General features: G+C 43.7%; 18 protein-coding genes, 5 pseudogenes and 1 riboswitch. Of the genes and pseudogenes, 18 read left to right on the top strand and 5 right to left on the bottom strand.

Features of this window, described 5'->3' with window-relative positions; genetic code table 11:
- Positions 1 to 58: 58 nt before the first annotated feature.
- From PCORN_RS09615 to cshA, 6 genes and pseudogenes are all read left to right on the top strand, one after another.
- Positions 59 to 610: a TetR/AcrR family transcriptional regulator gene (locus tag PCORN_RS09615; protein ID WP_036079687.1), complete on the top strand. Its 552-nt coding sequence runs from the start codon at positions 59 to 61 to the stop codon at positions 608 to 610.
- A gap of 87 nt (positions 611 to 697) precedes the next feature.
- Positions 698 to 1,048 carry a DMT family transporter gene (locus PCORN_RS09610; protein ID WP_036079683.1) on the top strand — a complete coding sequence of 117 codons (351 nt, stop codon included), beginning with the start codon at positions 698 to 700 and terminating at the stop codon, positions 1,046 to 1,048.
- Positions 1,048 to 1,368 (top strand): DMT family transporter, encoded by a 321-nt coding sequence (locus PCORN_RS09605; RefSeq protein ID WP_036079680.1) that lies wholly within the window; start codon positions 1,048 to 1,050, stop codon positions 1,366 to 1,368. Before PCORN_RS09610 ends, PCORN_RS09605 begins: the two co-directional genes overlap by 1 nt.
- Before the next feature lie 148 nt (positions 1,369 to 1,516).
- Positions 1,517 to 2,636, top strand: a pseudogene (locus PCORN_RS09600) (D-alanine--D-alanine ligase).
- Between the two features lie 260 nt (positions 2,637 to 2,896).
- On the top strand, positions 2,897 to 4,270 hold the full coding sequence (locus PCORN_RS09595; protein ID WP_036079677.1) for a UDP-N-acetylmuramoyl-tripeptide--D-alanyl-D-alanine ligase: 1,374 nt from the start codon (positions 2,897 to 2,899) through the stop codon (positions 4,268 to 4,270).
- Positions 4,271 to 4,946: 676 nt separating this feature from the next.
- A pseudogene (cshA, locus tag PCORN_RS09585) lies at positions 4,947 to 6,511 on the top strand (degradosome RNA helicase CshA).
- Between the two features lie 371 nt (positions 6,512 to 6,882).
- Here cshA and PCORN_RS09580 read toward each other — a convergent pair.
- Genes PCORN_RS09580 through PCORN_RS09575 form a run of 3 tightly spaced genes read right to left on the bottom strand, consistent with a single transcriptional unit; the run spans position 6,883 to position 10,080 of the window.
- Positions 6,883 to 9,204, bottom strand: coding sequence for a YhgE/Pip domain-containing protein (locus tag PCORN_RS09580; RefSeq protein ID WP_051999368.1), 2,322 nt, complete (start codon positions 9,202 to 9,204; stop codon positions 6,883 to 6,885).
- Positions 9,188 to 9,583, bottom strand: a complete 396-nt coding sequence (locus tag PCORN_RS18430) for a YhgE/Pip domain-containing protein (RefSeq protein ID WP_051999367.1) — start codon at positions 9,581 to 9,583, stop codon at positions 9,188 to 9,190. Before PCORN_RS18430 ends, PCORN_RS09580 begins: the two co-directional genes overlap by 17 nt.
- A gap of 5 nt (positions 9,584 to 9,588) precedes the next feature.
- Positions 9,589 to 10,080, bottom strand: a complete 492-nt coding sequence (locus PCORN_RS09575) for an RrF2 family transcriptional regulator (protein ID WP_036079671.1) — start codon at positions 10,078 to 10,080, stop codon at positions 9,589 to 9,591.
- 209 nt (positions 10,081 to 10,289) lie between these two features.
- Positions 10,290 to 10,334, top strand: a riboswitch (PreQ1 riboswitch).
- A 10-nt stretch (positions 10,335 to 10,344) separates the two neighbouring features.
- On the opposite strand from PCORN_RS09575, the pseudogene PCORN_RS09570 reads away from it, so the two are divergent.
- Positions 10,345 to 10,830, top strand: a pseudogene (locus PCORN_RS09570) (QueT transporter family protein).
- 54 nt (positions 10,831 to 10,884) lie between these two features.
- On the opposite strand, the gene PCORN_RS09565 reads toward PCORN_RS09570, so the two are convergent.
- Positions 10,885 to 11,094, bottom strand: coding sequence for a hypothetical protein (locus tag PCORN_RS09565; protein ID WP_036079669.1), 210 nt, complete (start codon positions 11,092 to 11,094; stop codon positions 10,885 to 10,887).
- Between the two features lie 80 nt (positions 11,095 to 11,174).
- Complete coding sequence (locus PCORN_RS09560; RefSeq protein WP_036079665.1) at positions 11,175 to 11,630, bottom strand: hypothetical protein; 456 nt, start codon at positions 11,628 to 11,630, stop codon at positions 11,175 to 11,177.
- Between the two features lie 220 nt (positions 11,631 to 11,850).
- Here PCORN_RS09560 and PCORN_RS09555 point away from each other — a divergent pair.
- The 11 genes and pseudogenes from PCORN_RS09555 to PCORN_RS09505 all read left to right on the top strand — a co-directional run bounded on the left by PCORN_RS09555 (position 11,851) and on the right by PCORN_RS09505 (position 20,488).
- Positions 11,851 to 12,334: pseudogene (locus PCORN_RS09555) on the top strand (PH domain-containing protein).
- Positions 12,327 to 13,800, top strand: a pseudogene (locus PCORN_RS09550) (PH domain-containing protein). The pseudogenes PCORN_RS09555 and PCORN_RS09550 overlap by 8 nt, the downstream one beginning before the upstream one ends.
- 31 nt (positions 13,801 to 13,831) lie before the next feature.
- Positions 13,832 to 15,220 carry a protoporphyrinogen oxidase gene (hemG, locus tag PCORN_RS09545; protein WP_036079662.1) on the top strand — a complete coding sequence of 463 codons (1,389 nt, stop codon included), beginning with the start codon at positions 13,832 to 13,834 and terminating at the stop codon, positions 15,218 to 15,220.
- Positions 15,217 to 15,600 (top strand): holo-ACP synthase, encoded by a 384-nt coding sequence (acpS, locus tag PCORN_RS09540; protein ID WP_036079660.1) that lies wholly within the window; start codon positions 15,217 to 15,219, stop codon positions 15,598 to 15,600. The genes hemG and acpS overlap by 4 nt, the downstream gene beginning before the upstream one ends.
- Positions 15,591 to 16,688: an alanine racemase gene (gene alr, locus PCORN_RS09535; RefSeq protein ID WP_036079657.1), complete on the top strand. Its 1,098-nt coding sequence runs from the start codon at positions 15,591 to 15,593 to the stop codon at positions 16,686 to 16,688. The genes acpS and alr overlap by 10 nt, the downstream gene beginning before the upstream one ends.
- Before the next feature lie 216 nt (positions 16,689 to 16,904).
- Complete coding sequence (locus tag PCORN_RS09530) at positions 16,905 to 17,183, top strand: hypothetical protein (RefSeq protein ID WP_036079655.1); 279 nt, start codon at positions 16,905 to 16,907, stop codon at positions 17,181 to 17,183.
- Between the two features lie 8 nt (positions 17,184 to 17,191).
- The gene (locus tag PCORN_RS09525) at positions 17,192 to 17,584 is read left to right on the top strand and encodes a type II toxin-antitoxin system PemK/MazF family toxin (protein ID WP_051999373.1); all 393 of its coding nucleotides are present in this window, start codon (positions 17,192 to 17,194) and stop codon (positions 17,582 to 17,584) included.
- 261 nt (positions 17,585 to 17,845) lie between these two features.
- Positions 17,846 to 18,685, top strand: coding sequence for an RsbT co-antagonist protein RsbRA (locus PCORN_RS09520; RefSeq protein WP_036079652.1), 840 nt, complete (start codon positions 17,846 to 17,848; stop codon positions 18,683 to 18,685).
- Between the two features lie 4 nt (positions 18,686 to 18,689).
- Positions 18,690 to 19,046, top strand: coding sequence for an STAS domain-containing protein (locus tag PCORN_RS09515; RefSeq protein WP_036073255.1), 357 nt, complete (start codon positions 18,690 to 18,692; stop codon positions 19,044 to 19,046).
- A 2-nt stretch (positions 19,047 to 19,048) separates the two neighbouring features.
- A complete protein-coding gene (locus PCORN_RS09510; RefSeq protein ID WP_036079649.1) occupies positions 19,049 to 19,459 on the top strand; it encodes an anti-sigma regulatory factor in 411 nt (136 codons plus the stop codon).
- A gap of 15 nt (positions 19,460 to 19,474) precedes the next feature.
- Positions 19,475 to 20,488, top strand: a complete 1,014-nt coding sequence (locus PCORN_RS09505) for a PP2C family protein-serine/threonine phosphatase (RefSeq protein WP_036079646.1) — start codon at positions 19,475 to 19,477, stop codon at positions 20,486 to 20,488.
- Positions 20,489 to 20,516 lie beyond the last annotated feature (28 nt).

Here is a 20,516-nt window from a genome sequence, read left to right as displayed (position 1 = left end):
TACGTATCGTGTTTTTTTTGCTATAATAAAACTAATGAATGTTAGTTAGGAGGTTCTTATGTCAAGTCAGCGATTGAAGGAGGCGGCATTGCCACTTTTTGCGGAGCAGGGCTATGAAGGTACGGCGTTGTCGGAAATTGCGAAGGCGGTTGGAATTAAGACGCCATCTATTTACGCGCATTTTTCCTCGAAGGAAGCATTGTTTTTGGAAATTTATCGAGATGTGATGCGACATGAATTGGTGATGCTGGAGGAAGTTGCGAAGGAAAGGCATGGCACGATGGAAGCGGAATTGCGTGCTTTCTTCTATAGAGTAACGGATTTCGGTGTGGATCCTGATGTGAAACGGTTTTTCCAGCGCGCGATTTTTTTCCCGCCACAGGCACTCGCAAAGCAGATGCGTGAGGAGATGACGACGTATGAAGCGATGACGTCTGAATCTATCGGTGCGATTTTAAGCCAAAAGCTAGACGCGGCGCAGAAAGAGAAATGGATTTATGTGTTCTATTGTTTGCTTGATGGTTTAAGTTTGGAACATGAAATCTATGATGCACAGGATTTTACGAAACGGCGCGACGCGGCATGGGAAGCACTAGCCGCATTGTTATAAGGACTAGAGAGGATGACCTTTCGGATACGTGATGCATCATATTTTCAACAAATTTGGGACAGCCCAGTTATTTAGGAGGAAAAAGTGATGGCATGGATTTATTTAATGCTCGCTGGATTGTCTGAAATCGTTTGGGCGTTCGGTTTGAAGGAAGCGCATGGTTTTAGTAGGTTAGGATGGAGTTTGTTAACGATTGCATTTTTGATCGTCAGTTTTTATTTATTCGCGCGGGCGATGCGCAAGATTCCGATTGGTACGGCGTATGCTGTATTTACGGGAATCGGTGCGGCAGGAACGGCGATTATTGGGATGTTATTTTTGAATGAATCGGCAAATTTATGGAAAATTATCTCGTTGATTGTTCTGATTTCAGGGATTATCGGTCTGAAATTGGTAGATGGCGGCGCTAAGTCGGATGAAAAGGCTGGTGACGCGTGATGGCATGGATTTTTCTATTGATTGCTGGACTTTGCGAAATGGCTTTTGTTGTAATGATGAAGCTCTCGGAAGGATTTAAGAAGCTAAACTATTCTATTTATACGGTTGTCTTTATGATTGCTAGTTTCTTCTTGCTTTCGCTCGCCTTGAAGACGATTCCGATTGGTACGGGTTACGCGATTTGGACTGGAATCGGTGCAGTTGGTTCCGTCGTAATGGGAATGGTGCTTTTTAAAGAGAAGAAGAGTGCGCTAAAACTCCTATTTATTGCGTTGATTATTGCGGGAGTTATTGGATTGAAGTTAACTAGCGGTCTCTAAACGCGGCGGGGCATCGGGAATTTAGAGATGAAAGACTTAATATGAAAGATTTGAGCACTGAGAAATTTTTCAGTGCTTTTTCTGTTATTCTTTTAAAAACGTGTTAAAATAGATTGTATTGATTTAGGTAGTAAAACGGAGGGGTATCATGAAAACAAAATTAGTGCTTTTATATGGTGGAAAATCGGCGGAACACGAAATCTCCTTACAGACGGCTTTTTCAGTGATTAATGCGCTGGAGTTCGATAAATTTGAAGTAAAACCCATTTACATAACGAATGAGGGTGACTGGGTGCAGGGACCAGCTTTGATTGGTAAATTGGACTTTGTAGAGCAATTGCGATTTGAGCAAAAGGATGCTTTAAGACTCGCGGAAACACAAGAAATGGCGTCGCACGGTTTGGCTGTTAGTCCAGCTTCTTTACGTGAGGAAGGCGATATGGATCGGATCGTTGTTTTCCCGTTATTGCACGGACCAAACGGTGAAGATGGCACGGTACAAGGCTTGCTAGAGGTTCTGAACTTACCTTATGTTGGGGCAGGAGTCTTGGCTTCGGCGGCGGCAATGGATAAAATCGTGATGAAAATGGTGTTCGCTGATGCGGGCATTCCGCAAGTTCCAGCTGTGCCGGTTCGCGCGATAGAATGGCAAGAAACGCAAGACGAGATTGTCGCAAAAATTGAGGCAACACTTGAGTATCCGGTCTTTGTGAAACCTGCGAATCTTGGTTCGAGTGTGGGAATCAGTAAGGCAACGGATCGCGTGACGCTTGTTGCGGCGATGGTCGAGGCGCTTCGTTATGACCGTCGAATCGTTGTGGAACAAGGCGTTGTGGCTCGTGAAGTGGAGATTGCTGTTCTTGGTAATGACACGCCAGCTTGTTCTGTTGCGGGAGAAATCATTCCAAAAGGTGCGGAGGCGGTTTTCTATGATTACCGGGCGAAGTATCAAGATAACGACACGGTGATGGCGATTCCAGCTGAGCTTGAACCAGCTGTGTATGAACAATTGGTAGATTACTCGAAACGCGCTTTTCTGGGACTTTCCGGTAGTGGTCTCGTGCGTGCAGACTTTTTTTGTGACGGCGGATAATCAGATTTTCTTAAATGAGGTCAACACGATGCCAGGTTTTACGCCATACAGCATGTACCCACTCCTTTGGCAAGAAAGCGGGTTGCCATATTCCGAGTTGATTGTGAAATTAGTTGAGCTTGCGAAAGAACGTCATGAAGCAAAAAATAATTTAAAATATACATTAGAGGACTAATCGAGTTAGGACGAGGGTGGGACATAACCTAAATAAATCGGCGACAAGCGCTCGCATCCTCATAGTTTGGCGGACTTCCGGTTCTTATGTAGTCGTACACTCCACTTCCGGCTTCCACCAAACTATGAGGATACAAACGTTTTCGCTCGATTTGTGTAAAGCCGAATATATACCTTACCGATACAAGTGGTATGGTAGTCTTCGGCCTTATTCAAACTTTTGTCACACTTTTTTCTCGGGATTTTTAGGAGGAGCAAGATTTGAAAAAGACAGTAGCAGAAATGGCAGAAATGATTTCGATTTTTAATGATGTGGAGGGTTGGCGTGACGTTGTGCTGACTGGTGTTTGCTTTGATACGCGTCAAATCCAAGCGGGAGATTTGTTCGTTCCTTTTGTTGGGGAATCGCGTGATGGTCATGCGTTTGTTAAGGATGCATACGATGCTGGTGCAAGTGCAGCACTGTGGCAAAAAGATGTGCCGAATCCTCCTGAGGGCGTGCCAATTTTGATGGTGGAAGATACATTGTCTGCGCTACAGGACTTGGCGAAGGCGTATTTGCAAGAGGTGAATCCAAAAACAATCGCGATTACCGGAAGCAACGGGAAAACGACGACGAAGGATATCATGGCGGCTATCGTGGCGTCGAAATATCGCGTGCACAAAACCGGTGGGAATTTTAATAATCATATCGGTTTGCCGTACACAATTCTTAGCATGCCAGCGGATACAGAGGTTGCAGTGCTTGAGATGGGGATGAATCATCGCCACGAGATCAAGGTGCTGACCAGGATTGTGATGCCGGATATCGCGCTTATTACGAACGTCGGCGAGGCGCATTTGGAGCATTTAGGTTCCAGAGAAGAGATCGCCAAGGCAAAAATGGAAATTGCTATGGGTCTTGATGCGGCTAGTTTACTCATTTATCCGAGTGAGGAAGAACTTCTAAAACCACTCGTAACGGATAACTATCGCGTAGCAACTTTTGGGAAAAATGGTGATTTGCGTCCTAAAATGATGCGAACCGAAATGGAAGGCACCTCCTTCACGACGAACGTAGCGCCAGATGTAGAAATTTTCGTACCGATTGTAGGGGAACATAACGTGTTTAATACGATGGCCGCGATGTTAGCCGCACAAGAACTTGGTATTTCAGCGAGCGATGTAAAAGAAGCATTGGCGAGCATGGAACGTTCCACTAGCCGTCTCGAATGGCTTGTCGGCGCGAAAGGTAGCGATATTCTAAATGATGCCTACAATTCGAGCCCAACCGCATTGATGGCTGTTCTGAAAACATTCATGCACCTAGAAGCGCCGAATAAAAAGAAATTCGTCGTGGTAGCAGACATGTTAGAACTTGGTGAAGATGCAGACGCTTTTCACTATAACGCCGGAAAATCCATCGAAAAAGGTAGTATCAATAAAGTTTTTGCATACGGAAATCATATCGAAGCCTTCACAAAAGCTGCCGCAGAACAAATTGGCGAGGAAAACGTATTCTATTTTGAAACAAAAGCGGAACTCGAAGCAGAACTACTAGCACAAGTTACCGGCGAGGAATACATCATGGTCAAAGGCTCATACGGCATGGGATTAAAGGATATTGTAGAAGCATTAATGAGTGAAACTAGATGAAAAAAAGCATGTGGATACTATTAATTTCTCTTTTTGTCGTGTTCAGTTTTGTAGATATAATGCTACTCATGAATACTAAAGTTTCGGATATACTGGGAGCTCTGTTCCTAGGCGCTATCCAGTCACTCATTGTTTTTGCAGGAGTACTAATTATCATACTTTTAGTCAAAATGATAAAAAAAATATACGACAAACTAATCATATCGTAGCTTTCAACAATTTCGGATGTTGGAGGCTATTTTTTCAGGGCAACTTTGTGTACCCACTTCATATGTATGCGCATACTCGGAAATAAAAAGCAAATTTCACGCTTAAATCGAGTATAATCATTGAAAACACAAGGAATTCATGTTATGATGATTTGTGGAAGTTAATTAGGTTTTTACGATAAGCCTACATTATTATTAGAGGGCTTTTTTATTTTTTGCGTAAGAGACTGTGGACTGAATCGATCGCTTGTCGGCGTTGATGTTTGCTCCCAGCCTCCATTATGTCGTGAATCATATGCTTGGTTTATCCAAGCTTTTCTATTGCAGAAAAATGAAATATGCGGGCGTTAGTTTCGAGGTACAACAACTTGCTTGCATTAACCAGATGAATTAAAACGATGAGTAAAGATGATGAAAATGAGAAAGTGCTCTCCCAAAAAAACTTTATTTTTAAAGGAGAAATGACATTGACAAAGTTTTCGGAGTTCGGTTTAGATCCGCTAATTGTTAAATCAGTAAACAGAATGGGATTTGAGGAAGCAACCCCAATCCAAGAAAAAACAATTCCACTAGGTCTTTTAGGTAAAGATATTATTGGACAAGCACAAACAGGTACAGGTAAGACAGCAGCATTTGGTTTGCCGCTTATCAACAAAATTGACACTAAAAAAAACAGGTGTACAATCGCTAATTATCGCTCCAACACGTGAGCTTGCGATTCAAGTTTCAGAAGAGCTATATCGTTTAGCAACTGACAAACGCCTTCACGTTTTAGCAGTATACGGCGGTTCTGATATCAGTCGCCAAATTCGTTCATTGAAGAAAAATCCACAAATCGTTGTTGGTACGCCAGGACGTATTCTAGATCATATCAACCGTAAAACGTTGCGTCTAGAAAACGTGGAAACATTAGTATTGGATGAAGCCGATGAAATGCTTAACATGGGATTCATCGATGATATCGAGTCGATCCTAAAAACAGTTCCAGACGATCGTCAAACGTTGCTATTCTCAGCAACAATGCCAAAACCAATCCAACGCATCGCAGAACGTTTCATGAAAAACCCAGAATTGGTACAAGTTAAAACAAAAGAAATGACAGCTCTACTAATCGAGCAATTCTTTGTGAAAGTAAACGAAAGAGAGAAATTCGATGTTCTTTCTAGACTTTTAGATGTACAAGCACCAGAACTTGCGATCGTCTTTGGTCGTACAAAACGCCGTGTTGACGAAGTATCTCGCGCGCTTGACATGCGTGGCTATGTTGCAGAAGGTATTCATGGTGATTTGACCCAGGCGAAACGTATGAGCGTATTGCGTAAGTTTAAAGAAGGCAAAATCGACATCCTTGTTGCCACAGATGTAGCAGCACGTGGTCTAGATATTTCTGGCGTAACACACGTCTATAACTTTGATATTCCGCAAGATCCAGAGTCCTATGTCCATCGTGTTGGACGTACTGGTCGTGCCGGTAAAGAAGGTATGGCAGTAACATTCGTATCACCACGTGAAATGGGTTACCTAAAAATCGTGGAAGATACAACGAAAAAAACGCATGACACCACTTCAACCACCAACGTGGGACGAAGCATTCGAAGGTCAATTACGCGTAGCTACTGAAAAAATTAGCGATATCGTTCGCGAAGACAGCCTAGCTGACTATAAAGTAGTAGCAACGAAATTACTCGAAGAATACGATCCAACAGATATCGCAGCAGCAATGTTGAAACTGTTGTCGAAAGAACCAGACCAAACACCAGTTCATATTTCCGAAGAACGTCCATTACCTCATCGTGGAGGAAAAGGCGGAGGCGGCAAAGGTGGCGGCGGCTATCGCGGAGGCGGTAAAGGCGGCTATCGTGGTGGCTCTGGCGGTGGAGATCGCAAAGGCGGAGGCGGCGGTTATCGTGGCAAAGGCGGCGGTTCTGGCTCTGGAAGCGGTTCTGGTAACGGAGGCGGCGGACGTCGTTATAGCAACGATCGCAAACCTAGCTCTGGCGGCGGCGGAAACAAAGGCGGCAGCGCTAAATAATAAATCCAAAATCCGAATTAGTTGTTATCAGCTGATTCGGATTTTTTTGCGTATTATATTTCCGTTACATATAACTCCAAATTAGAAGTGTTTAGTAGGGATTACATGAATTGTGAAGAATGATATTTGGAATCACCAGGTGTATTGCGATAAATAGGCGAAATAAGACCAATTCGTTCGTAATATCACAAAGTAACAACGGTTAAATCAAACATGTCCGCCGCTTGTTTCATATTCATCTTTGTTCACCTCCAAATGATAATTTCATTATAAACCTTGGAGTGAGTACTAAGGCAAGAAAGAACCTTCTATACGCAAAAAACCGCTAAAAATGGCATTTTTTGATAACCAGATTTAGCGGTTTTTTTGAGTTATACCGTTTGTTCGTGTAAAGTTGTCACTGGGAAGCGTTTGTTTTTTCTGATCGTTAATGTCAGGATGAGTAGGGCGTTGAATAGGACAATCAAGCCTACTAGGACCCATGCACTGACGACGAAAAGGTTATTTCCAAGTCCTGATGAGATTGCTTGACGGAAGCCGTAAACAGAATGCGTCATCGGTAGGAATGGATTTAGTGCGTTGAAGAATCCGTCTGTCAGTGGCATTGGGAAAGTCCCACCACTTGCGCCAAGTTGCAAGACGAGGATGACCATCGCAATGAAGCGGCCTGGGTTTCCAAATGCTGTTGCGAGTAGCATAACAAGGAACATGAAGGTGAGCGACGTCAAAATCGAAATCAAGAAGAAGTCTCCCATATGTGCCACTTCTAAGCCAAGCGCTAACATCACAAAATCAAGAATCAACGCTTGTAAAATCGCGGCAACAAAGCCAATCGAGAATTTACTTAACCACCACGATACGCCAGATGATGGAGTCATCGATGGGCGACGGATTGGGAAAATAAAGTTGAATACTAATGCGCCGACGTATAGACCAAGGGATAGGACATAAGGTGCTAAACCGTGACCGTAGTTTGGTACGTTACTTAGTTTTTTCTCGGTGAGGTCGGTTGGTTGGGCGATCATGTCATACGTTTTCGATGATGGATCGATTTTGCCAACTTCTGCTGCACCGTCTTTTAGTTTGGTTGCAAGTTCGCTTGTACCGTCGTTTAGTTTTACGAGATTAGAAGCGATTGTTCCTGATCCGGTTGCGAGTTTACCCGCGCCATCGCTTACCTGAGTCGCGCCGCTTGCTAAGGTATTTGTGCCATTCACGAGTTCTGGTAAACCGCCTGCTAGTGTATGTGTCCCGTTTGCGAGTGCGGATGAACCTGCGAGTAAGGCCGGGTTGTTTTGTGTTAATTGGGTTGCGCCGTTGTTGGCTTGATTGATGCCATCGTGCACTGTGCCAACGCCGTTCGTGTAGGTTTGCAAGCCGCTGTTTAACGTGTTAGAGCCTGCTGCGAGTTGCGATATGCCACCGACTAAGGCGGGAACGCTATTGTTTAAAGTCGCTGTTCCAGATGTAAGTTGATTACTTCCTGATACGGCCGAATCTAGACCTGCTTTTAAGGCTGCTGATCCGTCTAAAATACCATTGTTTGGAGCAACGAACGCGCCTCGAATTGTGTTGTAGCCTTGGATTGCTTGCACTGCCACAGGGATGCCGACCGATGCTTTGCTATTTAGTTCCGCAATGCCGGCTTTTAATGTACCTAAGCTTCCTGCCACGGGTTGTAATTTATGTTGTAAAATGTCTGCGGTACTTGATAAATTAGCGCCTAGTTTTTGCGCAATGGCTACTTGTTGTCCGGCTTGTTTCGTTAATTCTGTGCTGAGTGCATCTGTGATTTCTTTTTGTTGCGCTGGTGTCAAGCTTTGAAATGCGCTCGTGCTAGCAACTGCGGTCGTTGTGTTTTTGCCGTTGTTTTGGATGGAAGTGCCTAAATCGGTAATGGCGGTTTCCATCGTTTTTAAGTTGGTTTGTAATGTTTTCATGGAAGTACTTAAGTCGCCACCTGATTGGAGGGACGAGTTAATCGTGTTGATGCCGGCTTTCATCGCGTTTAATCCGGATGTTAGTTCTTTGACATTGTTCGCTGTTGGAAGTCCGTTCGCCAATTTGTTAAGGCCAGCGTCTAATTTGCTACTTCCAGCTTGTAATTTTTGCAACCCGTTGTTTAAAGATTGTTGTCCGTTGTTTAGTTCGGGGACTTTGGCGGCAAGTGTTTCTGTGCTCGCGTTTAGCGTGCCAAGCCCGTCCGCTAATTTACCACTTCCAGCAAGTAAGGCAGGGGAGTTCGCGTTTAGTTGCGCCGTCCCATCTTGCAATTTGCCAAGACCTGATTGGACTTGTGAACCGCCGGCTGTATATTGGCCGAGCGAGCTGTTTAGTTTACCAGCACCGGCATTTAATTTGTCCACGCCATCTGCTACCGTTGTGCCAAGCGCTACACTGATTTTATTCGCGCCATCTGCTAGTTTCGGCGTACTTGCTGCGAGCTCGTTTAGTTTTGAAGTCAGTGTTTTACTCCCGTCCTTCAATTGAATCGTGCCGTCGTCGATTTTTTTAGAACCATCCGCGGCGGTTTCGAAGCCATCGCCAACTTTTGCTATTTGTGAAAAAATGGCTTTGGCATAGCTTTCCGTTACTTTTTTCGAAATTTTGGCGTTGACGGCTGATGCGCCTTGGCCTGTTACGACTTCCCCGATATAGTTCTGCGCGGGGTTGATTTCATAAGAAAGATTCATTTTTTTTCGGTGTTGCATCAAGAACGGTAGAGGCATTTTTGGAAAAATCTTTCGGAATCGTGATGACCATGTAATACTTGCCGTCTTTCAAACCTTTATTGGCAGTCTTCGCATCAAGAAAATTCCAGCCTAAATCGTTATTTTTCTTCAGTTCTTTGACGAGTTCATTCCCAACATCGAGCTCTTGCCCTTCGTAATTCGCCGCTTGGTCTTCATTGACGACAGCAACAGGAAGCTCACTTGTTTTGCCATACGGATCCCAAACGGATTTCAGGAAAACGCCACCGTATAAAATCGGGATAAACATAATAACGATCGTCGAAACGAGCAGAATTTTGTTATTTAAAAGTCGTTTCCATTCTTGCTTTAACATATTCATAAAACTCACTCTTTCTCCTTTTGATTGCTTAGATTCATTGTGTTCCAGTTAAGTACCGGTATTTCAGATTGTTCCATCGTGCGTTTCAGTAAGTCTGCGGCTGTTTGTTTGGATAAGTAGTCGCGAATAAGGTCGTTGGCACCGTTAAAAACATCGTGTAACACTGCTTCCCCTTTAGAAGTGTGCTCGCCATCGCGGAAAACTTTGTTGATCAAGCCTGTGTCTGGATAGATCGAAATGGGGCCTTCCATCGATTCTACGACTTCTAGTAACGTGATTTGCTCCGGACTTTTTGCTAGTGAAAAACCGCCGTTATTGCCTGGCACGGATCGGATAATATTCTGGACAACGAGTTTGCGCATGATCTTCTTTAAATAGGAAGGAGATACTTGCAGATGCTCGCTAATTGTGTCGGATGCTAGTGGATTGTGGTTATCTTGGGTGGACAGCAGGACGATAATACAAATCGCTTGTTCTACCCCTTTTGTTAATTGCATGTTCCTGATTCACCTCGTTTTCATTGTGGATATAATTTGTCTCTGATTAGGTTTTAAGAAAAAACTTCATCGTGGACAATTAAAGTCTATAATTGAATTTACACCCATTTGCGAAAAAAAGCAAGTACTTTTTCATAAGATACCGCTTACTTTCAAAAAAAAGTTGAAATGACCTTGATATAACGGGGTTTTTAAGGTAACATAGATGAGAAAACGTAGTTCGAAACCATCCTACGTAAAAAAACTAAGGGGAGTCTATATAAAATGAAAATAAAAACGTTAACGGTAAATGCGATCGTTGCGGCGCTTTATGTTGTCGTGACTTTGGTTGTAGCACCTTTCGGATTTACGAATATTCAATTTCGTTTGTCGGAGATGTTCAATCATTTAATCGTATTTGATAAGAAGTATTTTTTTTGGAATTGTAGTTGGGGTATTGATTGCGAATTTCTTCTCGCCACTTGGTTGGTATGACTGGGTGTTTGGGTGGGGCAGTCCGCGATTTCGCTAGCCATCGTTATTTTGCTAAGTCGCTATGTGGCGAATGTGAAGGTAAGAATGGTCCTGACAACGCTCGTTTTCTCTGCGACGATGTTTATCATTGCTTGGGAACTGTCTGTAGTATTAGAGTGGCCATTTTTGTATACATGGTTAACACTGGCTATCAGCGAATTCATTGTTTTAGCTATAGGTGCGCCAATTATGTATTATATCAACAAACGCATCGATTTCAAGAAAATTATTAATTAGAACGTAAAAAGCATGATGACAAGTCGTTAAATCGCGACTGTTATCATGCTTTTTTTATGAACCGCTTAATTGTTTAATAAACCATTCTTTCTGGTCTTCTACGAGCTCAGAGAACGGATCGCTTACATTTTCGACGGTAGTTGCTTCTATATAGTCTGTTTTTAACTTGCTGGCCGTGTCTTTTACTTCAGGTCGTGTGAGTAAGATACTGACACCTAATGCGATGAAGAAACATAAGGCACCAAATCCGATTTTCTTTTTCAAGGCTGACATCCCTCCAGTAACAGTTAAGTCCATATTACAGGATAAAGGTGAAATGCAAATGAAAATCGGGGAAGAGTTCTCTAAGAATGCGTTCTTCTTGAGGATGAAAGCGATGTTTCCGTGATTCTTGGTAAGACTTTATGTTCGGATTTAGGTGTTGTTTTAATCGTTATTGGATAAGAAGTGCTGACACCAGCTTTTGTTGTAACGGTTAAAATGAGGTGGGTGGTCTCTTCTAATTGATGGATAGATAGTTCTTGGTCGCGCGTATAGTCTGTTGTTTTCACATAAATAGAACCGCTGCGAATGCTCACTTTGGCATCTTCCTCTGTGGTGAACATGATAGTGGCCGTATTTCCGTTCACTAAAATATATGGGTTTGATGCTGTATAACTGTCTATGTCGAACATTTCCATGAAGTCATTGGCGCTGTCGCTAGAAGTAGTAGGGCTTGTTGTGGCCGCGCTTACTGGAATATGTATGCTCGTTGAGAAGAATAAAATAAATAATAGGAATCCATAAAATCGTTTTTTCATGTTTACTACCACCTTTCTATCTTTCATTATAAAACCAACAAATGAACGAACTGTGAACGAAAAACGAATAGATTAAGAAATTTTGATTGGAAACTAAGTATACACAAAATCGAGCAATAAGGGGATAAATATGCTTGGCTGGCATGCAAAATAGTAGGGGATAAAGCTTTATTTTTCAAGGGGTTTCAGGTATCATTAAAAGAAAAGGGAGGGCGTTTTTATGGAGCTTGAGAATTTAGCACAAAAATTACCTGAGAAGATTAAAACAGTATGGCGCCAAGGGTATGCGATTGCGATTTTGATATTTTTAGTCGTATCGATTGGAGCGGCCATTTTATTTTATGCCATTGATGTGTCACTTTGGTGGAGCGCGATTGGCTTTGCGTTCACGATTTTATATTTTATTTTGACATTTTTTTTTAATTGTACCATTTCGTTGGGCGAGGTGGAGTTATCAAATTAGGCATGACGAGATTGAGATTCAGCATGGGATTATTTTTAGAAGTCGGGTGTTGATTCCGATGATTCGGGTGCAACATGTGGAGACGGATCAGGGGCCATTGCTAAGAAAGCAGAGATTAGTAAGTGTCTCGATTTCAACGGCGGCGACAGTCCACACGATTGAGGCTGTTCAAGCAGAAGAATCAGATGCGCTGAGACACCATATTTTAGAGCTTGTAAAGGTGGCGAAGGAAGATGTATGAAGATAGACGTCTGCATCCGATTGCGCTTATTAAGGAGTTAATTGTTAGTGTGAGACAGAGCATCATTCCGATTGCTGTTGTTATATTTGCGGTGTTCCGGAATTTGAATGACAATGGGATATTATCTTGGTGGATGTATCCGCTACTCATTATTGCTTTGATTGTTTTGTTATTAGCGCCAGCCTTGATCAAGTATTTTACATACCGTTATCGCATGGATGATAAGGGGATTCGGGTGAAGTACGGTCTGTTTTTCAAGAAAAATATTTTTATTCCATATGAGCGAATCCAGACAGTTCAGCAGAAACAATGGTTTTTCTACATGCCGTTTCATGTTGTTCAAATTTTGATTGAAACAGCTGGTGGAGGGAAAGCCGAAGCGGATTTGAGCGCTGTTCCTGCAAGCGTGGCACAGGAATTGAAAGATTTACGCGCTGGAAAAGTGGCGGAATTGGTGGAAGAGGAGAGTGTGGAGACAGCGGAAATTCGGGTTGTCCAGGAGAAGAACGAGAAGCCACTGCTTACTTTTCAGTTAGAGGTTAAGGAGTTGCTGCTCATGGCGGTGACATCGGGGGGCGTCTTCGGGATATTCTTCATTATTTTGGCATTCGGTCAGCAATTCCGCGACCTGATTCCGGCTGATTTTGTGGAAGAACAATTTGATACGATTCTTCGTTACGGCGTGCTAATCCTTGTCATCATTGGCTTTGTCGTACTGCTTATTCTTTGGGGAATCGCGATAGTCAGCACGTTATTCAAGTATTTCCAGTTCAAGCTAATGAAGTTCGACGACCACATCGTTATTGAAAAAGGACTATTGCAACGTGAGCATACGTCGATTGCTTTTGAGCGGATTCAATCGATTAAATTAATCGAATCACCACTTCGCCAAATGCTAAAATTGGCGTCGGTACGTGTTGTGACGGCCGGAAGTTCCGGTGATGATGAACATTCTGGAGACATTTTGATTTTGCCGATTGTGAAAAAGGCGAAAGCACTGGAGATATTACCGCAGTTTCTGGAGGATTATCAATTTCCGATAGAAAAGCTAGAGCGAGCGCCAAAAAAAGAGCTTGAGACGGTTTTTCTTCATTAATCTAATTTGGACGATTCCTGTTATTTTACTCGTCAGTATTTTATTGTTCCCATGGGGGTTATCCAGCTTGTTATTGTTGCCACTGTTTGCGTGGAAGGCGTATGCGTCGTATCGTGCCACCGGTTTTTATACGACGGAGACGGAGCTTGTCATGCAAGGGCGTGCGTTTATTTCTAAACAGACGAATTTCATGCTGAAGCGTCGCGTTCAATCGGTGGACTACGCGCAAAGCATTTGGATGAAAAAAGGAAATGTTGTTCACTTTACAGTACTCATGAAATCGGGGCAAACGCATTTGAATGCAGGCGTGCACTACATTGCTCAGCAAGATGCGAATAGCCTCTATCATTGGTATCAGCCATCAAAATAAGAAAGCTTTATTTAGAAAGAAGGAACCTATTATGAAAAAAGTCATCATTATCGGCGGCGGTCTCACTGGATTATCCGCAGCGCATTATATCAACAAACAGACAAATCAAGAAGCGGTGGACTGGCAGTTGTTCGAGTCAGATGATCATTTTGGTGGGAAATTCCATACGGTGCATCGCGACGGTTTTATCATTGAAAAAGGGCCGGATTCTTTTCTAGCGCGTAAGCCAGCAGGACTGGCGCTTGTCGAGGAACTGGGATTGACGGATCAATTGATTACGAATGCGACGGGAAAATCCTATATTTACCATGACGCCGCGCTACACCCAATTCCAGAAGGCTCTGTGATGGGGATTCCGACAGATATCCGGGCGCTTTTAGAGAGTGATTTATTAACGCAAGACGGCAAAATCCGGGCGTTAGAGGAATTGATGGTGGATGCGAACGTGATGGATGAGGATCAGTCGATTGGTGACTTTTTTGAACATCGTTTTGGAAAAGAGATGGTGGTTCGCTTAATTGAACCGTTACTTGCGGGCATTTATGCGGGAAATATTTACGAGATGAGTCTGCGCGCTACTTTTCCACAGTTTGAGCAGGTGGCGAAGGAATATCGGAGTTTGATGTATGGATTGAAGAGTCATCGACCGGAGACGGTGAATACGACTGGAACGGCCAAAACAATAGGGGCTTTTCGAACGCTTGCTGGGGGCCTAACGACGCTAACGAACGCTTTGGTAGATTCACTTCCAGCGGAGCGATTGCATGCGAGTGCTAAGGTGAAGTCGATTGAGAATACGACCGTTGTTTTGGAGAATGGTGAGCGGATTGTTGCGGATGCGATTATTATTGCTGCGACGCATGATGTGGTGCTTTCTCTGCTAGATGCGCCAGCTGTTATACCGTTAGCTGAACAACCGATGACAAGTTTGGCGACGATTTCGCTGGCTTTTGATAAAGAAGCAGTTCCGGCGATTCCTGAGGGCACGGGCTTTTTGGTAGCAAGAACGGGGGATTATAATATAACAGCTTGCACGTGGGTACATGAAAAATGGCCACATATGGTACCAGAAGGGAAAATTTTGCTTCGTGGTTTCCTTGGAAAAGCGGGACAGGTTGGGTTGTTAAATCAGACGGATGAGGAGATGGCGAATACAGTACAGGCGGACTTGAGAGAGATGATTGGGCTCAAAGGGGAACCGCTATTTTATGAAGTAAGTCGGATGAAGGAAGCGATGCCGCAATATACGGTGGGACATCAAGAACGTCTTGCACTTGTGGAGAGTGAGTTGAAGCATAGCCATCCAACTGTTTTTCTAGCAGGAATGTCGTACCGTGGCGTGGGTATTCCGGATTGTATCCAGGCTGGGAAAACTGCAGCAGATGAGGCGTGTCAACTTTTAGAGCAGGTGATGCGATGATAAAAGGTGTCGGATTAGATATGATTGATTTAGACCGTGTGGAGAAGGTTTTGGAGCACAATCCGCGGTTTGTGGAGCGAATTCTGACGGATGAGGAGCAGAAATTGCTCGCTAAGTACAGTGGTTCGCGCAAGGTGGAGTTTTTGGCGGGACGTTTTTCTGCGAAGGAAGCCTATGCAAAAGCGAATGGGACTGGATTTGGCAAGGAGCTGAGCTTCACGGATGTGGAAATTTTGACATTACCGAATGGGCGGCCGATTTTAACGAAGCCGAAGCGTTTGGATGAGCAGGTTTTTGTTAGTATTACGCATACGGGAAGAAGTGCTGCGGCGCAAGTCATCATTGAAGAGGTAGATCGGGGGCGGAAAGAATGGCAGTAACAGGATGGCATCGCTCAACGTGGGCGGAAGTGGATCGTGCGGCGATCAGGGCTAATATTCAGAATGAGCAGGCGCATTTACCTGAGAATGTTGCTTTGTTCGCTGTCGTCAAAGCAGATGCATATGGGCACGGGATGCTGGAAGTCGCAAAAACCGCGAAAGAAGCCGGTGCTAAAGGGTTTTGTGTTGCGATTTTAGATGAAGCTTTGGCGTTGCGTGAAGCTGGATTCGATGATTTTATCCTGGTGATGGGGGCGGTACCGCAGGCTTTTGCAGGACTTGCCGCGCAAAAACAGATTGCCGTGACAGTTTTTGATATCGAATGGTTAACTGGATTGGCGCCGTTACCAATGAATCTGGATGTTCATTTGAAAGTGGATACGGGCATGGGACGGTTAGGGGTGCGTTCTATGGAAGCAGTACGTGAGATAGAGGCGGAAATCGCCAAACGAGAGGACGTCACGCTGGAAGGTATCTTTACGCATTTTGCTACGGCGGATCAATTGGAAACATCGTATTTCGAGAAGCAATTGGCTTGTTTTCGGCAGGTTGTAGCTTCGATGGCGGTGCGCCCAGCTTTAGTGCATTGTGCGAATAGTGCCACGGCGTTATTGCATGAGCAAGCAGATTTCGATGCGGTGCGTTTCGGTATTTCCATGTATGGTTTAACGCCATCGCCAGAGATTCTTTCAGCTTTGCCATTTGACCTGCGTCCAGCTTTATCGCTATACACGGAAATGGTGCAGGTGAAGGAATTGATGCCTGGGGATCATGTGAGTTATGGCGCTACGTATGAAGCTACAGAGTGCGAATGGGTTGCGACGTTACCGATTGGCTATGCGGATGGATTTATTCGAGCGTACGCAGGATTTCTAGTATCGGTAGAGGGTGTTTTGATGCCGATTATTGGTCGGGTTTGTATGGATCAGTGCATTATTAAGTTACCGTGCGAATATCCGGTTGGGACAAAAGTGACACTAATTGGTGGTCCGAACTCAGCGGACGTTGCAGCAAGGTATTTGAATACGATTAATTATGAAGTCACGTGCCTCCTATCTGAACGCGTTCCAAAAAAATACATCCATTGAGGTTTTTTACGTGCATAGTTTTTGATTAGGAATTATAATGAGAAAGTACACAACATATTTCCTAACTCTTAGGTATTCAGTCTAGCCTAAAAGATAGGGAATCAGGTCTAATAGCGTATTTTTAGGAAAAAAACACTCCGAAAAGCCTTTCAATCGCGCGTCTATAGTGTTACGATATACATGTTATGGAGTAATACACAGCTGGGGGTGTGACGCGTGTTAGAAAAGACAGACACGACAGAAATCTGGGTAGAAATGACGCAGCAGGTATTGGACGACTTAGATGAGGCTCGGGCAAAAGAAAAAATGGGGCGGAGTGAAATGATTATGGAAGCAACACAACAGTTTTTACGTCAAAGAAAAGCACGTGATTTGCGTGACGAAATGGAACGTGGGTACACTGAAATGGCTTCTATTAACTTTTCGATTGCGTGTGAATGTACACATGTAGAATCGGAAGCCGAGGATAAAAATTTACAAGTTTTAGGAGGATGAATGAGCCGATGGTGAAGCGTGGGGATGTTTACTACGCGGACTTATCTCCTGTTGTTGGAAGTGAACAAGGGGGAATACGGCCTGTTCTCGTTATTCAAAACGATATTGGCAATCGATTTAGTCCTACTGTCATCGTGGCGGCAATTACGGCAAAGATTTCTAAAGCCAAATTGCCGACTCACGTTGAGGCAGCTCGAAAACATGGTTTTGATCGTGATTCTGTTATTTTATTAGAACAGGTGAGAACGATTGATAAACAACGCTTGACGGACAAGATTACGCATCTGGACGATAACTTGATGAATCAAGTAAACAAAGCGTTAGAAATTAGCATGGGCTTAGTAGATTTTTTAAAATTGCGAATATTTATGAGTAGTAGAGCGGATGTGTCTTTTACATAATTGATGGTTAAGAACGGCTTTACTAGTTGAATGATGAGGCAGTACGTGAAGGTTTCGCGAAGATTCAAAGGAACAAAAGAATTACATATTAGATGATACTTGAGTTTAGAATATAATGTCTGGCTTTTAGTAACCGACATGAGAAAAGCTTCTTAGGCTGTGGCAAACCCCATTTTGCTTCCCCCCTTGCTTTTCTTGTGTCTCTTTTTTTTAGAAAGATTAGACTGGGTTCAATCAAGGAGAAAGGTTGGAAATAGAGATATGTATAGAGATTTTGCTAATTTTATCCATACAAACAAAGATGTGTTGCTGAGTAAGTGGATGGAACAGATGAAAGCACAGGCAGATCCAGCGATTCTTCTAGTGACGAGCGATATTTTATATGAGGATACAAGTCGCGAATTTTTAGATTTGATTGTTGCTAATGTGTTGGGGACGAAAGATGGTTCCTTTAATGAAAAACTAGATGACTTCGCGCAAAAAGTGGTGCAACTTGGTTGGTCGGTGCATTTTGTGACCGCGGGCTTGCGGACGTTTGGACTCCTAGTGTATAGCGAGATGAAGCGGCAAGGACTTTTTAGTACCACGAAAAAGACTGCGGACGAGGATATTTATTATCATTTTGAGAATTGGTTATCGTCAATGTATAATGTGGTTGTCAATGCGTACGCGGAATCTTGGGAGAAGACGGTGTCCATTCAGAAAACGGCGTTGCAGGAGCTTTCGGCACCGTTATTACCAATTTTCGATGGGATTTCGGTGATGCCGTTGATTGGAACCATTGATACGGAGCGGGCGAAGTTGATTATGGAGAATTTGCTGATTGGTGTCGTGAAAAATCGCTCGGATGTGGTGTTGATTGATATTACAGGTGTTCCGATTGTGGATACGATGGTGGCGCATCATATTATTCAAGCCAGTGATGCAGTCAGGTTGGTGGGATGCCAAGCGATGCTCGTTGGAATCAGGCCAGAGATTGCGCAGACGATTGTGAATTTAGGGATAGAATTAGATCAAGTTATCACGACGAGCACGATGAAAAAAGGCATGGAGAAGGCACTCGCGATGACGAATAGAGAGATTGTAGAAAAAGAGGAGTGAGAGAATGGGAATTCCGATTTTGAAATTGGGAGAATGTCTATTAATTTCCATCCAGAGTGAACTCGATGACCATACGGCGGTAGAATTTCAAGAGGATTTACTTGCCAAAATCCATGAAACATCTGCAAGGGGAGTCGTGATTGATATTACATCGATTGATTTTATTGATTCCTTCATTGCAAAAATTTTAGGCGATGTTGTCAGCATGTCTCGGTTGATGGGAGCGACGGTGGTTGTGACGGGAATCCAGCCAGCAGTTGCGATTACATTGATTGAGCTTGGTATTACATTCGAAGGTGTCCTATCCGCGATGGATCTAGAAAGCGGTTTGGAAAAATTAAAACAGGAATTGGGGGAATAGAGATGGAATTCCAATCCTGTGTCAAGATTATCAATGAGTGGGACATTGTCGCTGCTCGCCAGTTAGGACGAAAAATATCGAAGGAAATTGGTTTTGGTACGGTGGATCAGGCAAGAATCACGACAGCAATTAGTGAGCTTGCAAGAAATATTTTTCTCTATGCGGGAACTGGAGAAATATGTATTGAAAAGATAGCAGAAGCAGGAAAAGATGGGCTGAAAATTATAGCGAAAGATAAAGGTCCGGGAATAAAAGATGTAAGGCAAGTGATGCAAGATGGTTACACGACATCAGGCGGTCTGGGTGCAGGTTTACCGGGTGTGAAGCGATTGATGGATACGTTTGATTTAGTATCTAGCGTGGAAGAAGGGGCACAGGGAACCATTATTACGACACACAAGTGGATTCGCTAGGGGGGACGACGCTACATGGAGGATAGGGAGATTAAGGAATTTAAAGAGAAATATCGTGAAATCATACTGAAATATTTAGAACATCAAGATGAAGAAATATTGTATTCGTGCGAAAGGTTGACGCGTGAGGCGATGGAAAATCGTGTGTCACCAGAGGAAGTGGTGAATCTGCATCGCTCGATTTTAGAGGAGTATGATGCGGATTTGCCGGAATACGTTTCTTCTTCGTTTGACGTGTTGCTTGAGATGATGGTCGGTTATGGCTTGGCGCACATGGAGCATCTTAGTATGCGGACGGAGCAGATGGCACTTAGGCGTGAAATTGCTCAGGCTGAGGACATGCAAAAAACGATGATGAAATCGGATATCCCGATGGTCAAAGGGCTTGAGGTTGGCGCTGTGAGTGTGCCGATGCGTCAGATGAGTGGCGATTTTTACAGTTTTACGAATGAGGGCGAAAATAAGATTAGTGTCACGCTCGCGGATGTGATTGGAAAAGGGATTCCGGCGGCGTTTAGTATGTCGATGCTGAAATATGCGGCGGATAGCTATGGTGGTGATACGAAGACGCCGAGTGAGATGTTGCAGAATCTGAATGCAGTGGCGGAAACAAACATCGCGGATAACATGTTTATTACGATGTTTTATGGTTTATATGACACGGCGCATCACTTGTTTGAATTTGCGTCGGCTGGTCATGAAGTGGGGCTATATTTTAGCGCAAAAACGCGACAGTTTACCGATTTGTATGCACGTGGGTTACCGCTGGGCATTGATCGTAGCGCTACGTATCGCGCTTTTGAAAAGGAAGTGGAGCCGGATGATATGATTTTTATTATGTCGGATGGTGTGACGGAAACGCGGACGGCGGATGGATTTATTGAGCGTGAGGATTTGATTGCTGTTTTTGAAGAGCGCATTGATTTGCCGCCTCAGAGGTTGGTTAAGGAGGTGTATGATCATTTGTGTAAAGTGCAGGATTATGAATTGCGCGACGATTTTACACTAATTTGTTTGAAACGTGTTTAAGGTAATGGTATTCGGGGTAAGTATTCTG

Origin of the sequence: Listeria cornellensis FSL F6-0969 (assembly GCF_000525855.1) — a bacterium.
Classification (GTDB): Bacteria; Bacillota; Bacilli; order Lactobacillales; family Listeriaceae; genus Listeria_A; species Listeria_A cornellensis.
This window is presented reverse-complemented; position numbering and strand designations above follow the sequence as displayed.